This is a genomic window from Streptomyces erythrochromogenes (assembly GCF_036170895.1).
GTDB lineage: Bacteria > Actinomycetota > Actinomycetes > Streptomycetales > Streptomycetaceae > Streptomyces > Streptomyces erythrochromogenes.
In genome coordinates this window covers 5,384,985-5,406,741 of record NZ_CP108036.1, presented here as the reverse complement: position 1 = coordinate 5,406,741, position 21,757 = coordinate 5,384,985, and the positions used below count along the sequence as shown (strand labels likewise).

The 21,757-nt window shown below is 73.1% G+C and carries 17 protein-coding genes; 9 read left to right on the top strand and 8 right to left on the bottom strand.

The annotated features are described in order from the left end of the window. Window positions 1–105: 105 nt before the first annotated feature. Window positions 106–1,134 carry an aspartate-semialdehyde dehydrogenase gene (locus OHA91_RS24670; protein WP_031145568.1) on the top strand — a complete coding sequence of 343 codons (1,029 nt, stop codon included), beginning with the start codon at window positions 106–108 and terminating at the stop codon, window positions 1,132–1,134. Between the two features lie 59 nt (window positions 1,135–1,193). Here OHA91_RS24670 and OHA91_RS24665 read toward each other — a convergent pair whose 3' ends face one another. Continuing rightward, window positions 1,194–1,697 (bottom strand): DUF1203 domain-containing protein, encoded by a 504-nt coding sequence (locus tag OHA91_RS24665; RefSeq protein ID WP_031145566.1) that lies wholly within the window; start codon window positions 1,695–1,697, stop codon window positions 1,194–1,196. 139 nt (window positions 1,698–1,836) lie between these two features. Here OHA91_RS24665 and pepN point away from each other — a divergent pair, with 139 nt between their 5' ends. After that, the gene (gene pepN, locus OHA91_RS24660) at window positions 1,837–4,428 is read left to right on the top strand and encodes an aminopeptidase N (RefSeq protein WP_328740027.1); all 2,592 of its coding nucleotides are present in this window, start codon (window positions 1,837–1,839) and stop codon (window positions 4,426–4,428) included. Between the two features lie 209 nt (window positions 4,429–4,637). Here pepN and OHA91_RS24655 read toward each other — a convergent pair whose 3' ends face one another. From OHA91_RS24655 to OHA91_RS24640, 4 genes are read right to left on the bottom strand one after another with little or no spacing between them, the layout of a single operon-like run. After that, complete coding sequence (locus OHA91_RS24655; protein ID WP_266501128.1) at window positions 4,638–5,540, bottom strand: LysR family transcriptional regulator; 903 nt, start codon at window positions 5,538–5,540, stop codon at window positions 4,638–4,640. Window positions 5,541–5,550: 10 nt separating this feature from the next. Beyond that, window positions 5,551–6,477 (bottom strand): DMT family transporter, encoded by a 927-nt coding sequence (locus OHA91_RS24650; RefSeq protein ID WP_381705819.1) that lies wholly within the window; start codon window positions 6,475–6,477, stop codon window positions 5,551–5,553. 40 nt (window positions 6,478–6,517) lie between these two features. Then, the gene (locus OHA91_RS24645) at window positions 6,518–7,450 is read right to left on the bottom strand and encodes an EamA family transporter (RefSeq protein WP_328740026.1); all 933 of its coding nucleotides are present in this window, start codon (window positions 7,448–7,450) and stop codon (window positions 6,518–6,520) included. 49 nt (window positions 7,451–7,499) lie between these two features. After that, window positions 7,500–8,828 carry an MFS transporter gene (locus OHA91_RS24640; protein ID WP_328740025.1) on the bottom strand — a complete coding sequence of 443 codons (1,329 nt, stop codon included), beginning with the start codon at window positions 8,826–8,828 and terminating at the stop codon, window positions 7,500–7,502. Window positions 8,829–8,935: 107 nt separating this feature from the next. Between OHA91_RS24640 and OHA91_RS24635 the strand changes: the two genes are divergently transcribed. Then, window positions 8,936–9,427: a MarR family winged helix-turn-helix transcriptional regulator gene (locus tag OHA91_RS24635; RefSeq protein WP_031145553.1), complete on the top strand. Its 492-nt coding sequence runs from the start codon at window positions 8,936–8,938 to the stop codon at window positions 9,425–9,427. A gap of 110 nt (window positions 9,428–9,537) precedes the next feature. On the opposite strand, the gene OHA91_RS24630 is transcribed toward OHA91_RS24635, so the two are convergent. Then, on the bottom strand, window positions 9,538–9,780 hold the full coding sequence (locus OHA91_RS24630; RefSeq protein WP_030650150.1) for a hypothetical protein: 243 nt from the start codon (window positions 9,778–9,780) through the stop codon (window positions 9,538–9,540). Window positions 9,781–9,800: 20 nt separating this feature from the next. Next, entirely contained in the window at window positions 9,801–11,783 is a 1,983-nt protein-coding gene (locus OHA91_RS24625; protein WP_328740024.1) for a 4-alpha-glucanotransferase, read from the bottom strand. 230 nt (window positions 11,784–12,013) lie between these two features. On the opposite strand from OHA91_RS24625, the gene OHA91_RS24620 reads away from it, so the two are divergent. Further along, window positions 12,014–15,031 (top strand): beta-N-acetylglucosaminidase domain-containing protein, encoded by a 3,018-nt coding sequence (locus OHA91_RS24620; protein ID WP_328740023.1) that lies wholly within the window; start codon window positions 12,014–12,016, stop codon window positions 15,029–15,031. A gap of 149 nt (window positions 15,032–15,180) precedes the next feature. Here OHA91_RS24620 and OHA91_RS24615 read toward each other — a convergent pair whose 3' ends face one another. After that, window positions 15,181–15,723 carry an HNH endonuclease gene (locus OHA91_RS24615; RefSeq protein WP_030650158.1) on the bottom strand — a complete coding sequence of 181 codons (543 nt, stop codon included), beginning with the start codon at window positions 15,721–15,723 and terminating at the stop codon, window positions 15,181–15,183. Window positions 15,724–16,010: 287 nt separating this feature from the next. Here OHA91_RS24615 and OHA91_RS24610 point away from each other — a divergent pair, with 287 nt between their 5' ends. The 5 genes from OHA91_RS24610 to OHA91_RS24590 all read left to right on the top strand — a co-directional run bounded on the left by OHA91_RS24610 (window position 16,011) and on the right by OHA91_RS24590 (window position 21,754). Next, window positions 16,011–17,093: a mechanosensitive ion channel family protein gene (locus tag OHA91_RS24610; protein ID WP_245239965.1), complete on the top strand. Its 1,083-nt coding sequence runs from the start codon at window positions 16,011–16,013 to the stop codon at window positions 17,091–17,093. Between the two features lie 138 nt (window positions 17,094–17,231). Beyond that, on the top strand, window positions 17,232–18,458 hold the full coding sequence (locus OHA91_RS24605; RefSeq protein ID WP_031145542.1) for an ROK family transcriptional regulator: 1,227 nt from the start codon (window positions 17,232–17,234) through the stop codon (window positions 18,456–18,458). 99 nt (window positions 18,459–18,557) lie between these two features. Further along, window positions 18,558–19,898 carry an ABC transporter substrate-binding protein gene (locus tag OHA91_RS24600; protein ID WP_328740022.1) on the top strand — a complete coding sequence of 447 codons (1,341 nt, stop codon included), beginning with the start codon at window positions 18,558–18,560 and terminating at the stop codon, window positions 19,896–19,898. Window positions 19,899–19,964: 66 nt separating this feature from the next. Further along, window positions 19,965–20,846, top strand: coding sequence for a carbohydrate ABC transporter permease (locus OHA91_RS24595; protein WP_051892590.1), 882 nt, complete (start codon window positions 19,965–19,967; stop codon window positions 20,844–20,846). After that, window positions 20,843–21,754, top strand: a complete 912-nt coding sequence (locus OHA91_RS24590; RefSeq protein WP_328740021.1) for a carbohydrate ABC transporter permease — start codon at window positions 20,843–20,845, stop codon at window positions 21,752–21,754. The genes OHA91_RS24595 and OHA91_RS24590 overlap by 4 nt, the downstream gene beginning before the upstream one ends. Window positions 21,755–21,757 lie beyond the last annotated feature (3 nt).

The window sequence follows — 21,757 nt, the reverse complement described above, 5'->3', positions numbered from 1 at the left end:
AGAACACCGTCCGTTCCTCGGACAATAAATTGGACAAGGCGCGTGGGGTCGAACGCATGATGGCCCCACGCGCGCCCGCGTCGTAACGGAGCAGAAGGAGTCACCGTGAGGGTCGGAATCGTCGGAGCCACCGGTCAGGTCGGCGCAGTCATGCGCAGCATCCTCGCCGAGCGCAAGTTCCCGGTGGACGAGCTGCGCCTGTTCGCCTCGGCCCGGTCCGCCGGCTCGACGATCGAGTGGGAGGGCCGCGAGATCACCATCGAGGACGCCTCCGCCGCCGACTACTCCGGCCTGGACATCGTGCTCTTCTCCGCGGGCGGCGCCACCTCGAAGGCCCTGGCCGAGAAGGTCGCCTCGCAGGGCGCCGTCGTCATCGACAACTCCTCCGCCTGGCGCAAGGACCCCGAGGTCCCCCTCGTCGTCTCCGAGGTCAACCCGCACGCGATCAAGAACCGCCCCAAGGGCATCATCGCGAACCCGAACTGCACCACCATGGCGGCCATGCCGGTGCTGCGCCCGCTGCACGACGAGGCCGGCCTGACCTCGCTGGTCGCCACCACCTACCAGGCCGTCTCCGGCTCCGGCCTGGCCGGTGTCGCCGAGCTCGACGGCCAGGTCAAGGCCGTCGCCGAGGGCGCGACCGCGCTGGTCCACGACGGCGGCGCCGTCGACTTCCCCGAGCCGGGCGTCTACAAGCGTCCGATCGCCTTCAACGTGCTCCCGCTCGCGGGCTCGATCGTCGACGACGGCTCCTTCGAGACCGACGAGGAGCAGAAGCTCCGCAACGAGTCCCGCAAGATCCTCGAGATCCCGGAGCTCAAGGTCTCGGGCACCTGCGTGCGCGTGCCGGTCTTCTCCGGCCACTCCCTCCAGATCAACGTCCGCTTCGACCGCCCGATCAGCGTCGAGCGCGCCTACGAGCTGCTGAAGGACGCCGCGGGCGTGGAACTCTCCGAGATCCCGACCCCCCTCCAGGCCGCCGGCAAGGACGCCTCGTACGTGGGCCGCATCCGCGTCGACGAGACGGTGGACAACGGCCTCGCCCTGTTCGTGTCGAACGACAACCTCCGCAAGGGCGCCGCGCTGAACGCGGTCCAGATCGCGGAGCTCGTGGCCGAGGAGCTGCGCGGCTGACCCCGCACCCGGCACGACCTGGAGGGCGGGCGCCGTGCGGCGCCCGCCCTCCCGCCGTGTCAGGGCCGGCGCACCTCGAACTGGAAGCAGCCGAACTCGGCGAAGCGCAGGTGCACGAGGGCCACCCCGGGATCGGCGAAGGCCTCGGCGAGGGCCCGCTCGACCACCCCGTCGGGATCCTCCCCGAGGTCCAGGACCCGCCCGCCGAGTATGTGCCCGCGGGCGTCGTAGCGCCGGGCGGTGCGCTGCACCCCGGCCCGGGCGAAGGGGTATCCCCCGCCACCGCCTGCGGGCCCGCCGCAGTCCTCGGCGTGGATGAAGACGGGGCCCTGCTCGTCGTAGGCGCCGGGATCGGCTCCGGTCCTCGCCGCCCAGCGGCGCAGCGGCGCGTAGGAGACGAGCGCGATCCGCTCCCCCGCCGCACTGGTACGCAGGCAGCACCGCAGCGGTGCCCCGCCCTCCCCGTCGGTGTACGGGACGGGGCCCCGTCCCGCGTCGTCGCGCACGCGGAGCTCCTGGAGCGCCGCCTCCTCGATGGGCATCGCCCGGTATCTGCTGGTCATGCCCACCAGCGTGCCCAGGCAGGGCGCCGATGTCCGGCAGGTTTGCGACCTCGCGTTCGCCCGTGGATTACTCCGAGGCGGTACTCGTCCCCCCGTGGAAGGATGTCGGGGCAACGTCACCATCGAAGGAGATGACCGCGTGCCAGGCACGAACCTCACCCGTGAAGAGGCTCAGCAGCGTGCAAAGCTGCTCACCGTCGACTCGTACGAGATCGAACTCGATCTCAGCGGCGCGCAGGAGGGCGGCACCTACCCGTCCGTGACCACCGTGCGCTTCCAGTCGGCCGAGGCCGGGGCGGAGACCTTCATCGACCTGGTCGCCCCGGCGGTGCACGAGGTCGTCCTCAACGGCAAGTCCCTCGACGTCGCAGCCGTCTTCCGCGACTCCCGGATCGCCCTGGCGCACCTCGCGGCCGGGGCCAACGAGCTGCGGGTCGTCGCGGACTGCGCGTACACCAACACCGGTGAGGGCCTCCACCGCTTCGTCGACCCGGTCGACCAGCAGGCCTACCTCTACACCCAGTTCGAGGTGCCCGACGCCCGGCGGGTCTTCGCCAGCTTCGAGCAGCCCGACCTGAAGGCCACGTTCCGGTTCACCGTGACGGCCCCCGAGGGCTGGACGGTCATCTCGAACTCGCCGACGCCCGCGCCGGCGGACGTCAAGGACAACGTCTGGCGTTTCGAGCCGACCCCGCGCATCTCCACGTACATCACGGCGCTGATCGTCGGCCCGTACCACGCGGTGCACAGCTCCTACGAGGGCAAGGACGGCCAGTCCGTGCCGCTCGGCATCTACTGCCGGCCCTCGCTCGCCGAGTTCCTCGACGCGGACGCGATCTTCGACGTGACCCGGCAGGGCTTCGACTGGTTCCAGGAGAAGTTCGCCTACGACTACCCGTTCGCCAAGTACGACCAGCTCTTCGTACCGGAGTTCAACGCGGGCGCGATGGAGAACGCGGGCGCGGTCACCATCCGCGACCAGTACGTCTTCCGCTCGAAGGTGACGGACGCGGCGTACGAGGTGCGCGCGGAGACCATCCTCCACGAGCTCGCCCACATGTGGTTCGGCGACCTCGTCACCATGGAGTGGTGGAACGACCTGTGGCTGAACGAGTCGTTCGCCACCTACACCTCCATCGCGTGCCAGGCGTACGCGGAGGGCTCGAAGTGGCCGCACGCGTGGACCACCTTCGCCAACTCCATGAAGACCTGGGCGTACCGGCAGGACCAGCTGCCGTCCACGCACCCGATCATGGCGGACATCCGTGACCTCGACGACGTCATGGTCAACTTCGACGGCATCACGTACGCCAAGGGCGCCTCGGTGCTCAAGCAGCTCGTCGCCTACGTCGGCATGGACGCCTTCTTCAAGGGCGTGCAGGCCTACTTCAAGGCGCACGCCTTCGGCAACACGCGCCTGTCGGACCTGCTGGGGGCCCTGGAGGAGACCTCGGGCCGCGACCTGACCGCCTGGTCGAAGGCGTGGCTGGAGACGGCCGGCATCAACGTCCTGCGCCCTGAGGTCAGCACCGACGCGAACGGTGTGATCACCGCCTTCGGCATCCGCCAGGAAGCGCCCGCGCTGCCCGCCGGCGCCAAGGGCGAGTCCACGCTGCGCCCGCACCGCATCGCGGTGGGCCTGTACGAGCTCCAGGACGGCGCGCTCGTGCGCACCGACCGGATCGAGCTGGACATCGACGGCGCGCTGACCACGGTGCCGGAGCTGGTGGGCCGGACCCGCCCGGCGGTCTTCCTGCTGAACGACGACGACCTGTCGTACGCGAAGGTCCGCCTGGACGAGGAGTCCCTCGCCGCGGTCACCGCGCACATCGGCGACTTCGCGGAGTCCCTGCCGCGCGCCCTGTGCTGGGCCTCGGCCTGGGACATGACGCGTGACGGGGAGCTCGCCACCCGCGACTACCTTTCGCTGGTGCTCTCGGGCATCGGCAAGGAGTCCGACATCGGCGTCGTCCAGTCGCTGCACCGTCAGGTGAAGCTGGCCGTCGACCTGTACGCCGACCCGGCGTGGCGGGAGGAGGGCCTGGCGGCCTGGACCGAGGCCACCCTGGAGCACCTGCGTGCGGCGGAGCCGGCCGGCGACCACCAGCTGGCGTGGGCGCGGGCCTTCGCGGCCACCGCCCGCACCGAGGGGCAGCTGACCTACCTGTCGGCGCTGCTGGACGGCTCGGCCGAGATCGAGGGCCTGGCCGTCGACACCGAGCTGCGGTGGGCGTTCCTGGAGCGGCTCGTCGCGACGGGCGTCGCGGACGAGCCGGCGATCGCGGCCGAGCTGGAGCGGGACGCGACGGCGGCCGGCGAGCGGCACGCGGCGACCGCCCGAGCGGCCCGTCCGACGGCGGAGGCCAAGGCCGCGGCGTGGGCCTCGGTGGTGGAGTCCGGCGACCTGCCGAACGCGGTGCAGGAGGCCGTGATCGGCGGCTTCGTCCAGACCGACCAGCGCGAGCTGCTGGCCCCGTACACCGCGAAGTTCTTCGCGGCGGTCAAGGAGGTCTGGGAGACCCGCAGCCACGAGATCGCCCAGCAGATCGCGGTGGGCCTGTACCCGGCGCTCCAGGTCTCGCAGGAGACCCTGGACGCGACGGACGCCTGGCTGGCCTCGGCCGAGCCGAACGCCGCGCTGCGGCGTCTGGTGTCGGAGTCCCGGGCGGGCGTCGAACGCGCCCTGAAGGCCCAGGCCGCCGACGCCGCTGCCGCTGCCGCTCAGGTGTAAGTTCCCCGGGCTCTGCCCGCACCCGCGCCTCGAACGCCGGCGGGTCTGGATTTCCAGCCCGCCCGGCGTTTGAGGGCACGGGCGCGCAGCGCACGTACGGGGTTCCGGGGCGGAGCCCCGGGAAACGGAGAAAGGGCGGGGCGGGGAGAAGGCTCCGCGCAGCGGCGTGCCCCGCCCGCGCCCGGCACCTCCGGCCCAGCCCGACGGGGTCACCGCCGGGCCGAAGCCACCTCGCGCAAGGCAGCCAGTACGTGCGCCACCGCGGGAGCGGCCTCGGCTCCGCGGCGGACCGCCGCGATCACGTGCCGCGTCGGCCGGTCCCGCGACAGCACCCGTACCGCCACGCCGGAGGCCCGGCTCGACACCATCCGCGGGACCAGGGCCACGCCCATCCCCGCCTCGACCATGGCCAGGATCGCCGTCCAGCCGGACGCCGAGTGGGCCTGTTCGGGGACGAAGCCCGCCGCCTCGCACGCGCCCCGGGCGATCTCCGACCACGGGCCGCTGCCCCCGTAGATCCACGGGTCCCCGGACAGGTCCGCCAGCCGCAGTTCCGCCGAGTCCCGCAGGGGATGCCCCGGCGGGAGCGCCACGTCCAGCGGGTCCTCCATGAGCGTGACCCGGGTGAACCGCCGGTCCCGCGCGGTCGGTGCGTGGGCCGCCAGGGACAGCGCGAGGTCCACGCCCCCGGCCGACAGGAGCTCGTACGACTCCGCGGCCTCGGTCTCCCGGACCCGGACCTCCACCCCCGGGTGGGCCTTGCGCAGCTCCGCCACCGCCGGGACCACCAGCGCGGGCACGGCGGTGGAGAACGCGCCGACCCGTACCTCCCCCGCGTCCCCGGCGAGGTAGCCCGCGAGCTCCGCGTCGGCCCGTTCCAGCTGCGCGAACACCTCCTCCGCGTGCCGCAGGACGAGGTGGGCGGCGTCGGTGAGGCGGACCCGGCGGCCCTGTGCCTCCAGCAGGGCCACACCGAGCTGCCGGGCGAGGTTCGTCAGCTGCTGCGAAACGGCCGAGGGCGTCATGTGCAGCGCCTCGGCCGTCGCGGTCACGGTCCCCCGTTCGGCGAGGGTCCGCAGGATCCGCAGCTTCTTGATGTCCCACTCGGTCATGGGCCCGAACCTACCGCCGGGCACTTCCCAGCCCGACCCCTCCGAGGATCAGCGCCATGCAGAGCAGTTGGGCCGGTCCGGTCGGCTCGCCGAGCAGCAGCAGGCCGAGCCCGGCCACGCACACCGGCTGGAGGTAGTAGACGACTCCCGCGCGGGCCGCCCCGATGACCGAGACGGCCTTGTTCCAGGCGAAGAAGGCGACGGCCGAGGAGAACACGCCGACGTACAGCAGCGGTCCGACCGTGCCGGCCGTCGTCTCGAATCCGCCCTGGACGTGGAGGGAGACGGCGTAGGCCGGGGCCAGCATCAGCGCGCCGAGCACGAAGGTGGTGATCAGGAAGGCCAGTCCGCCGAGTTCGGCGGGCTTGCGCTTGAGCAGGGCGCTGTACGTGGCGAAGGAGAGGGCGGCGGCGAACATCCACAGGTCGCCGGCGCCGAAGTCGAAGCCGATCGAGCCGTCCCCGACGAGCAGCAGCACGCCGAAGGCGGCGAGCAGCATCCCGAAGGTGCGGCGGGCGCCCAGGCGTTCGCCGCCGAGGCGGGCGTAGAGCGCCATGATCACGGGCGAGGCGGCCATGATCATGCCCATGTTGGAGGCCGAGGTGGTCAGTCCGGCCTGGTGCACGAGCGTGTTGTAGAGGGCGACGCCGAACAGCGACGCGAGGGCGATGAACCCCAGGTGGCGGCGGATCAGGGTCCGCTGCTGCCAGGCCTGGCGGGCGGCGAAGGGGGCGACGGCGAGGAGGGCGATGATCCAGCGCCAGAAGACCGCCTGGACGGGCGGGACGGTCTCGGCCATGCCGCGGGTGGCGACGAAGCTGCCGGACCAGACGACCGTCGCGAGCAGGGCGAGGAGGACGCCGAACCCGGCGGAACCCTTGCCGGTGCTGCCGGGTTCGGCGTGCGAAACGGTACGGGCGCGGTCCAGGACGGCCACTGTGTGTCTCCCCCTCGGGGTGGGTCGGATGTCGAGGGACCTACCGTCGCACCCTGCCATCGGTCAGGTCCATCGAAATGTTCCGATCGTTCTTTTCAGCAGAACTGAACGGTTGCGGGGTGCGGGCGGCTGCCAGCTGTCCGGCGACGGTTGCTCCGAAGGCGATCACCATGCCCACGAGCTGTACGGGGGTGAGCGCCTGCCCGAGGGCGGCCCAGCCGATGACGGCCGCGGTGAGCGGGGAGAGCGGTCCGAGGAGGGTGACCGAGGTCGCGCTGAGCTGCCCGATGCCGCGGAACCAGAGCCAGTAGGCGATGCCGGTGTTGATCAGCATCATGTAGCCGTAGCCGAGGAGGGCCTTGCCGTCGAGCGCGGGCGGCGCGCCCTCGACGAGGGCGGCCACCGGGACGATGACCAGCCCGCCGGCGGTCAGCTGCCAGCCGGTCATGGCGAGCGGCCCGACGCCCTCGGGCCGGCCCCAGCGCTTGGTCATGACGGTGCCCGCGGCCATGGAGGCGGAGGAGACCACACCGGCGACGACGCCGACGAGGTCGAGTGCCGCCTCGGCCTTGAGGACGACCATGCTCACGCCGAACGCCCCGACGACGGCGGCCAGTACGGTACGCAGGCTCGCGCGCTCCCCGAGGACGAGGGCGGCGAGGCCCACGACGAACAGGGGGCCGGCGGAGCCGAGCACGGCCGCGACCCCGCCGGGCAGCCGGTAGGCGGAGAGGAACAGCAGCGGGAAGAAGGCGCCGATGTTGAGGGTGCCGAGGACGGCGGACTTCCACCACCACTCGCCCTTGGGCAGGGTGCGGGCCAGCGCGGTGAGCAGCAGGCCCGCGGGCAGGGCCCGCATGACGCCGGTGAAGAGCGGCCGGTCGGGCGGCAGCAGTTCGGACGCGACGGCGTAGGTCGAGCCCCAGGAGATGGGGGCGAGTGCGGTCAGGGCGACGGTGGCGAGACGCTTCATGGCGGGTGGCTCCTCGTGCGGGTGAGGAAGACGGGACCGGGGGTGTGGTTCAGGCGGTTGCGGTGGCCGGCCGGCGGTCGGCGTCGCCCGCGGCCGGGGTGGCGCCGGCGACCGCGGCCGGGGGCTCCGCGTGCACGGCCTCGGCCGGCAGGTGCCGCTCCAGCCGGACCAGCGCCAGGGCGGCGCCGAGCGCGGCGGCGGTGAGGACGGCCCACGGCAGGCGGCCGTCCACGGCGAGCAGGGCGGTGAAGAGGGAGGGGGCGAGGGCGGTGGCCAGCGAGTAGGACAGCTGGTAGGTGGCCAGGTAGCGGCCGCGGACCGGCTCGGGGGCGGCCGAGACCGACAGGGCGCCGCCGGAGGGGCTGTGCACCAGCTCGCCGAGGGTGTAGACGACGACGATGACGAGCAGGGCGGCCAGGGTCGCGCCCTGGCCGGGGCGCAGCGTGCCGAGCACGACCTGTCCGGCGAAGGCGGCGGCGAAGAGCAGCGACCCGAGGGCGGCGGAGCGGGTGCGGCGGGCGCCGGAGCGGCGGACGCGGCCCGCGACCAGCACGCCGATCCCGGCGCACAGGGCGGTGTTGAGGGTGAAGGCCGCTCCGGTGAGGGAGTCGGGGGCCGCCAGCCAGGTGGAGAGGTAGAGCGGGAAGAGGACGGAGAGGGCGGAGTAGCCCAGCGCGGTGAGGAAGTTGGCGGCGGTGAGCCCGAGGAAGGGGCGGTCGCGCAGGACCGTGCGGTAGCCGGCGTCCGGCCGCCCGGCGGTGGCGGCGCGGGCCTCACCGGCCGGGACCGGGCGGACCCGGCCGACGAGCAGGCCGGCGAGGGCGAAGGCCAGGGAGTTGGCCCAGGCGGTGTGGGTGAACGCGCCGGTGCCCCACAGTGCCAGCACTCCGGAGACGAGGAGGGCGCCCGCTCCCATGCCGGCGTTCTGCAGGGCCCGGGTGGACGCCTGGAGCCGGTCGCGGGCGGCGCCCCTCGCCACTTCCCCGATCAGGGACTGCTGCACGACGGAGAAGGAGCGGTCGGCGAGGGCGGTGACGAGGGCGACGGCCGCGAAGGCGGCCGGGGAGCTCGCGAAGGGGTAGAGGGCGAAGCCGAGCGCCCGGATCCCGTAGAGCACCAGGTTCACCCGCTTGGCGCCGAACCGGTCGACGGCCGAGCCGGCCAGGGGCATGAAGGCCAGCCCGGCGACGCCGGTGACCGTCATGACCAGGCCGACGAGGGTGAAGGAGAGGCCGGTGACGTGGTGGAAGAAGACGAGCGAGAAGGGGACGTACATGCCGATCCCGATCGCGCTGATTCCGATGCCGAGGAGCAGCGACCGCTCCCCCGCGACCTTCGCCTCCCCGGCCTTCGACGCCCTGCCCCGGAACACTGCCATGACGGCCTCTCCCCCGATTCGGTTGCTGGTAAGTAGCTTAGCGCTAAGCTACTTACGGTCAAGCAACTTTCTTGCGAACGATTCGAGGGAACCGGAATACTGCGCTCATGAGTCAGGACAAGGACGCGGTCGACGCGATCACGGACCAGTGGTTCGCCGTGCGCCCCGAGCTGGACACGGCCCCCATGGCGGTCTTCGGACGCATCTACCGGATCGCCAAGGCCATGGGCGACGCGATGGAGGAGCGCTACCAGCGCTTCGGCATCTCGCGCGGGGAGTTCGACGTCGTCGCCACGCTGCGCCGTTCGGGCGACCCCTACACGCTCTCGCCCCGTCAGCTCTCGGCGACGCTCATGCTCACCACTGGCGGCATGACCGGGCGGCTGGACAAGCTGGAGAAGGCCGGGCTGCTCTGCCGCAAGCCCGATCCGCACGACCGGCGGGGGCTCCAGGTGACGATCACCGACCGCGGCCTCGCGCTCATCGACGAGGCCGTCACCGCAGGCCTGGAAGTACAGCGCGCCGCGCTCACCGGGTTGACCGACGAGGAGGTCGCCCAGCTCACCGGCCTGCTCCGCAAACTGCTCGCCGGCGTCTGAGGACATGACGAGGCGCCGGGGGTCGACGCACGGCCGATGCGGATCGGCGGTGCGGACCCCCGGCGCCCGGGAAGGTCACACGGCTCCGGCCCCCAGGGGGCCGGACCGGGTCAGGCCTGCTTCTTCTTCGGCCTGTCCGACTTGTCGAGGGCCATCACGAGGCCCACGATGACCAGGAAGATCACGATCGGCAGGGCCACGTACAGGCCGAGCGTCTCGCCGATGCTCAGGCCCGGGCCCGGGTCGTCGCCGTCGTCGCGGGTCAGCGCGAGAGCGGGAGACGTCATCAGCAGCATCATCAGCGTCGTTCCGGCCGAGACGGCGCCGGCGCGCAGAGCGTTCTTCTTGTCCACGGTGCAAACGTAGCGAACACCTAAACGCCGCGCGCGCCCGGGGGTGCCGTACGGGGACCCGCTCCCACCCGCACCGCGCTGAGCAGCGCGTTCGCCCGGGGCGAGGCCATCAGCTCCTCCAGCGTCAGGGGCCTGCCCGAGGCATCGGCGACCGGCAGCCGCCAGTTGGGGTACTGGTCCCAGGTGCCCGGCAGGTTCTGCGGCCGCCGGTCCCCCACCGCGTCCGGCAGCCATACGCCCACCAGGCGCGCGGGGGTGCGCAGCAGGAAGGCGTACAGGGCCTGTACGGCGGCCTCCTCTCCCTTGGTGTCGAGGCCCAGCCCGTCCAGCAGGGCCAGCCACTCGGCGGTGTCGGCGGCGTCCTCGGCCCGCTCCCGCTCCGCCGGACGGGTCAGCAGGCCGAGCCGGTCGCGCAGTTCCACATGGCCGCCGGCCAGCTTGGCGGCCGTGGGGGGCAGGTCGTGGGTGGTGACGGTGGCCAGGCAGTCCGCCCTCCAGGCCTGCGGGGCGAGCGGGCTCCCGTCGCCCGACCAGTCCCGCTCGAACCACAGCACCGACGTGCCGAGCACTCCGCGCCGGGCCAGCTCCCGGCGCACGTGCGGCTCCACCGTCCCGAGGTCCTCGCCGATGACCGGGACCCCGGCCCGGTGCGCCTCCAGCACCAGGACCGCCAGCATGGCCTCGCCGTCGTAGCCGACGTACGCGCCCTCGGCGGGCAGCGTCCCCTCCGGGATCCACCAGAGCCGGAAGAGGCCCATGACGTGGTCGATGCGCAGCGCGCCGGCGTACCGGAACACCCCGCGCAGCAGCGACCGGAAGGCGGCGTAGCCGGAACCGGCCAGCGCGTCCGGGCGCCAGGGCGGCAGACCCCAGTCCTGGCCGCGCGCGTTGAAGGCGTCCGGCGGCGCCCCGACCGAGACGGAGCGGGCGTGGAGGGCCGGCTCGAAGGCGTCCGAACCGTCCGGGTGCACCCCGACGGCCAGGTCGTGCACGATGCCGACGGACATGCCGGCCTCGCGGGCGGCCCGCTGGGCGGCGGCGAGCTGGCCGTCCGTCAGCCAGACCAGCCAGCGGTGGAAGTCGGTGCGCGCCCTCGGGTCCTCGCCCATGTGCGAGGCCTGCCAACTCGCGTGGACGTCCAGCGAGGCGCCTCCCTGCGCGCGGAACGCACGGTAGTCCGCTTCCCGTTCGGAGGTCCGCGGTACGGCGTACAGCAGCTCCAGGGCCTGTCGCTTGAGCGCCCAGACGGCGTCCCGGTCGATCAACGCACCCTTCTCCAGCACCTCGTGGCGCAGCGCGGCGCCCCGGGAGGCCAGCTCGGCCAGGGCCTCCCGCTCGGGGCAGTCGGCGTACTCGGGAACGTCCTCGATCCGCAGGTGGACGGGGTCGGGGAAGCGGCGCGAGGACGGCCGGTACGGGGAGGGGTCGGTCGGTGTCCCCGGCAGGGAGGCGTGCAGCGGGTTGACCTGGATGAAGCCCGCGCCGTGGGTCCGGCCCGCCCAGCGGGCGAGTTCCGCGAGGTCCCCGAGGTCGCCCATGCCCCAGGAGCGCTCGGACAGGAGGGAGTAGAGCTGGACGAGCAGCCCGTGGGCGCGTTCGGGCGCGGCGGGGGCCCGTTCGGGGGCCACGACCAGGGTGGCCTCGGCGGTCCGCCCGTCGGGGGCGTCGGCGGTGATCCGGTGGACCCCGAGGGGAAGTCCGGGCCCCCAGGCGAACTCCTCTCCCGACTCCTCCGCCACCACCACGACCCGGCTGCCCGGCGGGAGCCCGGCCGGGAGCGACGCGACGGGCTCCCCCTGCCAGAGCACCACCGTGGGCGGCAGCAGCCGCCCGGCGGCCGACTTGGCGAACACCCGGATGCTCTCGGCGTCGTCGGTGGCGACCCCGAGCAGGCCGAGGATCGTTCTGATGGTGGCCTCGGGGACCTGGACGGTGACGTCGGGGGCGGGCTGGTAGGCGGTGGCGATGCCGTGCAGGGCGGCGAGCCGGGCCAGGTCGTCCATGGACGGGCGCTCCTTCGTGCGTGCGGGCAGGAGGGATGAGGGTGGGTCAGAAGCGTGGAGCACAAAAGCGGGACGCCGCCGGGGAACAACGCAGCCATACCCACTCGGAGGGGCCGCATTCCTGGCAGATCCGGGGCAGATCGCCCACCCGCATTGACACTCCAGCCGCACGGGTGGTGGGCTCGGGCTCATTCGTACGAGTGGGGGACGTCTCGCGACGAGGAGGCTCTGTGCAGCTCAGGGGCAGGAAACGGTCGACGGCCGCCGCCATGGCGGTGATCGGGTCGCTGCTCGGCGGCGCCGTGGCCTCCGCACCGCCCGGGTTCCTCGCGGGGCCCTCCGCGCCGGACGGTCCGACCGCCGCACCGGGCACCGCCGGTGCGGCCGGTGCCGCCGGCGTGGGCGCCAACGGCACCGTCGGCCCCGTGCTCGACCCGGGCGCCGACACCCCCCGGAGCGCCGCCGAAGGGCCCGCCGTGTGGCCCCGGCCGCAGTCGATGGCCGCCGATCCGGCGCGCGAGGTGCCGCTCGGCCGGGAGGCCGTCCTGGTGGCGCCGGCCGACGCCGATCCGCACGCCCTCCGGGTGGTGCGCGAGGCCCTGCGCAAGGCGGGCGTGAAAACCCTGCACGAGCCGGAGCCCGGGGAGCCGCTGCCCGAGCGGGGCACCGTCGTGCGGCTCCAGGACGCGGGCGCGCAGGAGGCGCTGCTGGCGCTGGGCGCGACCGCGGCCACGGACCTGCCGAACGGCGGCTACCGCCTCGCCGTGGGACGGCCCGGCGGGCGGGACACCGTCGCGCTGGCCGGCGTCGGCGAGGAGGGGCTCTTCCACGCGGCGCAGACGCTGCGTCAGCTGCTGGCCGCGGGCGGCGGGAAGGTGCCCGGCGTCCTGGTGCGCGACTGGCCGGCCGCGCCGGTGCGCGGGATCACCGAGGGCTTCTACGGGCAGCCGTGGACCGAGGAGCAGCGTCTGGCCCAGCTGGACTTCATGGGCCGCACCAAGCAGAACCGGATGCTGATCGCGTCCGGCGACGACCCGTACCGCACGACGGGCTGGCGCGAGGACTACCCGAAGGAGCGTCAGGAGGAGTTCCGCACGCTGGCCGAGCGGGCCCGCGCCAACCGGGTCGTGCTGGCCTGGGCGGTCACCCCGGGGCAGTCCATGTGCCTGTCGTCGGCGGCCGACCGGGCGGCGCTCGGACGCAAGCTGGACTCGATGTGGGACCTGGGCTTCCGCGCCTTCCAGGTGCAGTTCCAGGACGTCAGCTACACCGAGTGGGGCTGCCGCGCGGACCTGCAGCGGTACGGCAGGGGTCCGGAGGCCGCCGCGAAGGCGCACGCGGAGGTCGCGAACGAGCTGGCCGCGCACCTGGCCTCCCGGTATCCGGGGGCGCCCGCGCTGTCGCTGCTGCCGACCGAGTACTACCAGGAGGGCGCCACCGCCTACCGGACGGCCCTGGCCCGCGGGCTGGACGCGCGGGTGGAAGTGGCCTGGACGGGCGTAGGCGTCGTGCCGCGCACGATCACGGGCCGGGAACTGGCCGGGGCGCGCTCCGCCCTGGGGCAGCAGCCCCTGATCACCATGGACAACTACCCGGTCAACGACTGGGATCCGGGCCGCATCTTCCTCGGCCCGTACGCGGGCCGCGAACCCGCGGTGGCGGGCGGCTCGGCGGCGCTGCTGTCCAACGCGATGCAGCAGCCCATCCTGTCGCGCATCCCCCTCTTCACGGCGGCCGACTTCGCCTGGAACCCGCGCGGCTACCGGGCCGGCGAGTCCTGGCAGGCCGCGGTGCGCGACCTCGCGGGCTCGGACCCGCGGGAGCGCGAAGCGGTGGCGGCGCTGGCCGGGAACACCACCGCCTCCGGGCTCAAGCAGGAGGAGTCGGCGTACCTGAAGCCGCTGGTCGAGCAGTTCTGGAAGGCCCGGGCGGCGGGTGACCCGGCGGCCGGGACCGAGCTGCGCAAGGCGTTCACGGTGCTGCGCGAGGCCCCGGCCCGGCTGACCGCCCTGTCGGACGAGGCGGGCCCCTGGCTGGAGCGGCTCTCGCACTACGGAACGGCCGGCGAACTGGCCGTGGACGTCCTGCAGGCCCAGGCCCGCGGGGACGGGGCGGCCGCCTGGCAGGCCTCCCGGTCCCTCGCCGAGGCGCGCGAGGCACTGGCCGAGCCGGGCCCCGCCCAGGTGGACAAGGCCGTCCTGGACCCCTTCCTGGAGAAGGCGGCGGCGGAGGCGGACGCCTGGACCGGAGTCGCCCGCACGACCGGCACGGTGACCAAGGACGCGCAGGCCTGGACGGTCCGGCTGGACTCCGTGCGCCCCGTGTCGGCGGTGACGGTGATGACGGACCCGCTCCCGGCGGGCTCGCGGGGCGCCGTGGTGGAGGCCCACGTACCGGGCGAGGGCTGGCGCAAGGTCGGCGACGCGGCGGCGTCGGGCTGGACCCAGATCGACACGGCGGGGCTGCGCGCTGACGCGGTGCGCCTGGCCTGGGCCGGGGCCGCGCCCGTGGTGCACCAGGTGGTCCCGTGGTTCGGGGACGGGCCCCGGGCCCGCTTCGAGCTGGCGGACGGCGGCAGGACCGACGCCGAGATCGGCGGCGCCGCGCAGCGGGTCACCGCCCAGCTGTCGGCCCTGGGCCCCGGCGAGGTCCGCGGGCCGCTGTCGGCGCAGCCGCCGGCCGGGATCGAGGTCCGCCTCCCGCAGACCGCGGTGGTCCCGCGCGGCGGCCGGGCGTCGATACCGCTGGAGGTCGTCGTCGCAGCGAACACCCCGCCGGGCACCTACCAGGTCCCGGTGGCCTTCGACGGGGAGTCCCGCACCCTGACGGTGCGGGCGGTGCCCCGTACCGGCGGACCGGATCTGCTGCGCACCGCGCGGGCGAGCTCCTCGGCGAACGAGACCGCCGCCTTCCCGGCCTCGGCGGCCGTGGACGGCTCCCCCAGCACCCGCTGGTCCTCACCGGCGGTGGACGGCGCCTGGTGGCAGGCGGAGCTGCCCGCCCCGGCCCGGGTCGGCCGGCTGGAGCTGCACTGGCAGGACGCCTACCCCTCGGCCTACCGGGTGGAGACCTCGGCCGACGGGGTGACCTGGCGGCCGGCCGCGGCCGTCACGTCCTCCAAGGGCGGCCGCGAGTCGCTCCGGCTGGACGCGCCGGACACCCGGTTCCTGAGGGTGACGTGCGAGCGCCGCGCGACGCGCTACGGCTGCTCGCTCTGGTCGGCGGAGGCCTACGCGGTCACGCCGTAGCCCTGCCGGGGGCTCCGCCGGAGCCACGGGGCGCAGGCCGTCGTCCGGCCTCTGCCCGGCTTCCCCGGGCGCCGCCCCGGGAAGCCGGGCTCGGAACGCCGGCGGGGCTGGTTCCAGCCGCGCCGGCGCTCGGTCGGGGCGGGGGACCGTCAGGAGGCTGCCACGCCGATCCCGATCCGCTCCAGTGCGTCATCGGCCCCGTACGGCTGGAGGTACGGCATCCACCGGGGATCGCGGTGCCCGGTGCCGATGATGCGCCAGGCCAGCCCCGAGGGCGGGGCCGGCTGGTGGCGCAGCCGCCAGCCCAGTTCCAGCAGGTGCCGGTCGGCCTTGACGTGGTTGCAGCGCCGGCACGCCGCGACGACGTTGTCCCAGACGTGCTGTCCGCCCCGGCTGCGCGGAATGACGTGGTCGACGCTGGTGGCGACGGCGCCGCAGTACATGCAGCGTCCGCCGTCCCGCGCGAACAGGGCGCGCCGGGTGAGTGGAACGGGCCCCCGGTAGGGGACCCGCACGAAGCGCTTGAGCCGTACCACGCTGGGAGCGGGGACGACCCTTGTCGCGCTGTGCAGATAGGCGCCGGATTCCTCCAGGGAGACAGCTTTGTTCTCCAGGACGAGGACGAGCGCGCGGCGGAGCGGTACGACGCCGAGGGGCTCGTACGACGCGTTGAGGACCAGGACGTGCGGCACGGACTGCCTCCTTGTACGTCGGCGGCGCGTGGCTCGCGCCGGGACGATCTGCTCTCCAGTCTCTCCTTACGGCTGGTCGAAGCGCCACCACTCGCCCGTAACGGGTCCGAGGTGTTTTCAACCACAGTCAGTCATCCCCAGGTGAGTCTGGTCTCTCCCTCGAACACGGCGCCAAGGTGAAGGGATTGCCCCGTTAGTGTGGTTGGTCTGCCCGCGCAGCCGCCCCCGGATCCCGTCCGGGGGGACACCCCCGGACGGGCAGACCGCTACATCTGGAGGTTCCTGTCGTGCCCTGGCCCGCCGCTCTGCTGCCGTTGGCAGCCGATGTCCCGGACACGCCCGCTTCGGTCAAGGAGGCGCAGGAGAGCGTCACCGAGGCCGCGAGCTTCATCGAGCAGAACTGGGCCACCTGGCTGAGCATCGGTCTGCGGATCCTGCTGATCGTCGTGATAGCGGCCGTGATCCGCTCGGCGGTCCGCAAGGCACTGACCAAGCTCATAAACCGGATGAACACCAGCGCCGAGGCGGTCGAGGGCACCGCGCTCGGCGGGCTGCTGGTCAACGCCGAGCGGCGGCGCCAGCGGTCGGAGGCGATCGGTTCCGTCCTGCGGTCGGTGGCGTCCTTCCTGATCCTCGGCACGGCCGCGCTGATGGTCCTGGCCGCCCTGAAGATCGACCTGGCCCCGCTGCTGGCCAGTGCCGGTGTGGCCGGTGTAGCCATCGGATTCGGCGCCCGCAACCTGGTGACGGACTTCCTCTCCGGCGTCTTCATGATCATGGAGGACCAGTACGGCGTCGGCGACAAGATCGACGCGGGCGTCGCCTCGGGCGAGGTCATAGAGGTCGGCCTGCGCGTGACCAAGCTGCGCGGCGACAACGGTGAGATCTGGTACGTCCGCAACGGCGAGATCAAGCGGATCGGCAACCTCAGCCAGGGCTGGGCGACCGCGGCCGTGGACGTGCAGGTCAAGCCCTCGGAGAACCTGTCGCGGATCCGCGAGGTGGTCCAGCAGGTCGCCGACTCGATGGCGAAGGAGTCCCCCTGGGACGAGCGCCTGTGGGGTCCGGTGGAGGTGCTGGGCCTGGACGAGGTGCTGCTCGCCTCGATGACGGTGAAGGTGTCCGCGAAGACGATGCCGGGCCAGCAGTTCGCGGTGGAGCGGGAGCTGCGCTGGCGGATCAAGGAGGCCTTCGACGCCGCGGGCATCCGGATCATCGGCGGCGTGCCGGCCGGGGACGAGGAGGACGAGGCCCCGGCGGACCCGTCGGCCTCCGTCGCCGCGCCGTCCGCGCTGGCGAACCCCGCCTCCCCGCAGTCCCTGGCCACCGCCCCGATCCCGCCGCCGTCCGGCCCGCGGATCACCAAGTAGCGGCCCGGTCCGCCACCGCTCCCGCTGCCCCGCAGGCGGTCCTCACGGACACGGCCTGCGGGGCAGCGGCATTGACACGGCTCGAACAGTGATAGGAAACTTACCTAACAGATCACCTCGGTGAGGGAGAGTCGCCGCATGCCCGCCGCCACGCCCGGAACGCCCAGCCTGTTGCGCGCCATGAACGACCGGGCCGCACTCGACCTCCTGCTGACGCACGGCCCGCTGTCCCGGACCCGCATCGGGCACCTGACCGGGCTGTCCAAGCCCACCGCCTCCCAGCTGCTGGCCCGTCTGGAGGCCGCCGGACTCGTCGTGGCCACCGGCACCGACGGCGGCCGCCCCGGTCCCAGCGCCCAGCTGTACGCGATCAACCCGCGGGCCGCTTACGTCGGCGGCCTCGACGTCACCCCGGGGCGCGTGCTGGCCGCCGTCGCAGACCTGACCGGCACTGTGATCGCCTCCCACGAGGTCCCGTACACGGAGGGCGCGGGCGCCCTCGACCAGGTGACCGAGGCGCTCGGCGGAGCCGTCAAGGCCGCCGGGCTGCACCGCTCCGACCTGCACCGGGTGGTCATCGGCACGCCCGGCGCCTTCGACCCGCAGACCGGCCGGCTGCGCTACGCCAGCCACCTCCCCGGATGGCACTCCCCCACCCTCCTCGACGACCTGGCGGCGGCCCTGCCGATGCCCGTCGAGTACGAGAACGACGTCAACCTCGCCGCCGTCGCCGAGCAGCGCCTCGGCGCAGCCCGCGGGCACGAGGACTTCGTCCTGCTGTGGAACGAGGAAGGGCTCGGCGCGGCACTGGTCTTCGGCGGCCGACTGCACCGCGGCTGGACCGGGGGCGCGGGCGAGGTGGGCTTCCTGCCCGTGCCGGGCCGCCCCCTGGTCCGGCAGGTCACCCGGGCGAACTCCGGCGGCTACCAGGAACTGGCCGGCGTGGAGGGGCTGCCCCGCCTCGCCGCGGAACTCGGCGTCGAGACCGCCGCCTGCCCGCAGGACCACCCGGACGCCGGTCCGCACGGCCCGGAGGTCGCCGCCGGCGTCGCACTGCTCGCGCGGGCCGCCGCCGCGCCCGAGGGGGCGCACCTGCGCTTCCTCCAGGCGTACGCCACCGCCCTGGCCACCGGTCTCGCCTCGCTGGTCGCCGTACTCGACCCGGAGATCGTGGTCCTGGCGGGGGCCGCGATCGGCGCGGGCGGCGAGCCGCTGCGCGAGCTGCTGGAGGCCGAGCTCGCCGAACTGGCCCCCTCCCGCCCCCGGCTGGTCCCGGGCGAGGTCCTTCAGCGGCCCGTCCTGCACGGCGCGCTGGAGAGCGCGCTGGCCACCACCCGGGACGAGGTCTTCGACACCTCCCGCTGACCCCGCGCCACACCCCTGGCGCGCTCCGCCCCCACACGCTCCGCCGGCACCCCCAGGCCCCCCACCGGAAGTTCCCTCCCGCAGAGAGCGAGCCCCGCCATGCCCAGAACCGGACGCCTGACCACCGCAGCCGCCCTCCTCGCGGCGATATCCGCCCTCGCCACGGCGTGTACGGGCCGGGCCGCCGACTCCGCCACCGACGACCCGAAGGCGGACGTCACCCTCTCCTTCTGGCACGGCTGGTCCGCGCCGGGCGAGGTCCAGGCCATCGAGGAAGGCATCGCCCGCTTCGAGAAGGCGCACCCGAACATCAAGGTCGAGGTCACCGGCAACATGACCGACGACAAGATCAACCAGGCGCTGCGCGCGGGCGGGGACAAGGCCCCCGACGTGGTCTCCTCCTTCACCACGGACAGCGTCGGCCAGTTCTGCAACTCCCGCGCCTTCGCCGACCTGAACCCCTTCCTGCACAAGTCCGGCGTCGACAAGACGAAGGTCTTCCCCAAGACCCTGCTGGAATACACGCAGTTCAAGGGCAACCAGTGCACCCTTCCGCTGCTGAACGACGCGTACGGCCTCGTCTACAACAAGACCGCCTTCGCCGCCGCAGGCATCACCGAACCCCCCAAGACCTGGAGCCGCTTCGTCGAGGTCGCGCAGAAGCTGACGAAGGCCGACGCCTCGGGCGACAGTTACGAGCAGGTCGGCCTGATGCCCACCTTCCACGGCTACGAGACCACCCCCATGCGGCTCGCCGCGCAGTGGAGCCCCACCTACTTCGACGCCGACGGCCGCTCCAACCTCTCCCGGGACCCGGCCTTCGCGAAGATGCTGACCGCGCAGAAGGACCTGGTGGCGGCGCTCGGCGGATACGAGAAGCTGGAGCGGTTCCGCAGCACCTTCGGCGACGAGTGGAGCGCCGAGCACCCCTTCCACACCGGCCGGGTGGCCATGCAGATCGACGGCGAGTGGCGGGCCCCCATGGCCAAGGAGGCGGGTGTCGGCTTCGAGATCGGCACGGCTCCGCTGCCCGTCCCGGACGACCAGGCCGCCGACTACGGCAAGGGCTACCTCTCCGGCACGGTCGTCGGCATCGCCTCCGGCAGCAAGAAGCAGAACGCGGCCTGGGAACTGGTCAAGTACATGACCACCGACACCGAGGCGGTGGTGGCCTTCGCCAACGCCATCCACAACGTGCCGTCCACGCTCGCCGCCCTGGAGTCCCCGGACCTGAAGGTGACCCCGGAGCTGCGGACCTTCCTCGACATCGCCCGGCACCCGAAGTCCGGCACCACCCCGGCCCGGGCCGACGGCGGCACCTACCAGCTGACCTTCCAGGACTTCGCGTACGCGGTCGAGAAGGGCGGGGTCGCCGACATCACGGCCGGTCTCGCCGAGGTCGACCGGCAGATCGACACGGACATCGCGAAGGCGGAGTAGCCGGTGTCCGCCGCCCGCGCCCCGCGGTCGAAGCGCCTGCGGTCCGCCCTGCGGACCGCGGCCTTCATGTCCCCCTGGCTGATCGGCTTCTCGGTCTTCTTCGCCTACCCCCTGCTGTCCACCGTGTACTTCTCCTTCACGAAGTACGACGGCTTCCGCCCGCCCGCCTTCAACGGCGCGGACAACTGGAGCTACGTCTTCACCGACTATCCGCTGTTCTGGCCGGCGATGCGCAACACCCTGTGGCTGGTGGTGGTGATGGTGAGCTGCCGCGTGGTCTTCGGCCTGGGCGTCGGCCTGCTCGCCACGAAGATCAAGACCGGGGTCGGGGTCTTCCGGACCCTCTTCTACCTGCCCTACCTGGCGCCGCCGGTCGCCGCGACCCTGGCCTTCGTCTTCCTCCTCAACCCCGGGACCGGACCCGCCAACACCCTGCTGGACGCGGTGGGACTGCCCGCCCCCGGCTGGTTCACCGACGCCGACTGGTCCAAGCCCGCGCTGACCGCCCTCGCCCTGTGGGGGGTCGGCGACCTGATGGTCATCTTCATGGCCGCGCTGCTCGACGTACCGAAGGAGCAGTACGAGGCGGCCGAGCTGGACGGCGCCGGGGCCTGGGCGCGGCTGCGCCACATCACCCTGCCCAACATCTCGCCGATCATCATGTTCGCCGTGGTCACCGGGGTCATCCAGGCCATGCAGTACTACACCCAGCCGCTGGTGGCGGGGAAGGTCGCGGCCGGGGTGATCGGCGGTTCCGGCCAGCAGTTGGAGCCGGGCTACCCGGACCGGTCCACCCTGACCCTGCCCCAGCTCGTCCACAACCTCGGCTTCCAGCGCTTCGACTACGGCGCAGCGTGCGTCGTGGCACTGGTCCTGTTCGCCCTCTCCATGGCCTTCACCGCACTCCTGATGCGGCGCCGTGGCGGTCTGATCGGAGCAGGACGATGAGCACGAACCGGACCACGGGCACGCTCCGGCCCGCGGACACGCAACGGCCCGCGGACACGCAACGGACAGGGGGCGCCCACCGCCGAAAAGCCGTACTGCACTGGATCGCGGTGCACTCGCTCGGCGTGGCCGCCGCCCTCTTCTTCGTCCTCCCCTTCGTGTTCCTCCTGCTCACCTCCCTGATGGGCGACCGGCAGGCGCTGACCCGCGACCTGTGGCCCGACACCTGGGAGTGGGGCAACTACGCCCAGGTGTGGCACACCCCGGGCTTCCTGACCTGGTGGCGCAACACGCTCCTGTACGCGGGACTGGGCACCCTGTTGACCGTGGTCTCCTCCGTGCCCGTCGCGTACGCGCTCGCCAAGTTCCGCTTCCGCGGGCGCAACCTGTCGCTGATGCTGGTGGTCGCGATGATGATGCTGCCGCCGCAGGTGGTGGTCATCCCCATGTACCTCTTCTGGGCCAGGCAGCTCGACCTGTCGGGCAGCCTGTGGCCGCTGATCGTCCCGATGGCCTTCGGCGACGCCTTCTCGATCTTCCTGCTGCGCCAGTTCCTGCTGACCATCCCCGACGAGTACCTGGACGCGGCGCGCGTGGACGGCTGCGGCGAGGTCCGCACCCTGCTGCGCGTGGTCGTGCCGATGGCCAGGCCCGGGATCGCGGCCGTCGCACTGTTCCAGTTCTTCTGCGCCTGGAACGACTACTTCGGCCCCCAGATCTACGCCTCCGACAACCCCGCCGCCTGGACCCTCAGTTACGGACTGGAGTCCTTCAAGGGGGCGCACCACACCAACTGGAACCTGACCATGGCCGCGACCGTGCTGGTCATGGCCCCGGTGATCGTCCTCTTCTTCTTCGCCCAGAAGGCGTTCGTCGAGGGAGTCACCCTGACCGGCGTGAAAGGCTGACGA

Bases quoted from the DNA above. Each gene is read 5' to 3' on its own strand.
- OHA91_RS24605 (WP_031145542.1), top strand. From the start codon at position 17,232: ATGCCCGCCGCCACGCCCGGAACGCCCAGCCTGTTGCGCGCCATGAAC.
- OHA91_RS24625 (WP_328740024.1), bottom strand. From the start codon at position 11,783: ATGGACGACCTGGCCCGGCTCGCCGCCCTGCACGGCATCGCCACCGCC.
- OHA91_RS24600 (WP_328740022.1), top strand. From the start codon at position 18,558: ATGCCCAGAACCGGACGCCTGACCACCGCAGCCGCCCTCCTCGCGGCG.
- OHA91_RS24655 (WP_266501128.1), bottom strand. From the start codon at position 5,540: ATGACCGAGTGGGACATCAAGAAGCTGCGGATCCTGCGGACCCTCGCC.
- OHA91_RS24645 (WP_328740026.1), bottom strand. From the start codon at position 7,450: ATGAAGCGTCTCGCCACCGTCGCCCTGACCGCACTCGCCCCCATCTCC.
- OHA91_RS24665 (WP_031145566.1), bottom strand. From the start codon at position 1,697: ATGACCAGCAGATACCGGGCGATGCCCATCGAGGAGGCGGCGCTCCAG.
- OHA91_RS24635 (WP_031145553.1), top strand. From the start codon at position 8,936: ATGAGTCAGGACAAGGACGCGGTCGACGCGATCACGGACCAGTGGTTC.
- OHA91_RS24640 (WP_328740025.1), bottom strand. From the start codon at position 8,828: ATGGCAGTGTTCCGGGGCAGGGCGTCGAAGGCCGGGGAGGCGAAGGTC.
- OHA91_RS24590 (WP_328740021.1), top strand. From the start codon at position 20,843: ATGAGCACGAACCGGACCACGGGCACGCTCCGGCCCGCGGACACGCAA.
- OHA91_RS24595 (WP_051892590.1), top strand. From the start codon at position 19,965: ATGTCCCCCTGGCTGATCGGCTTCTCGGTCTTCTTCGCCTACCCCCTG.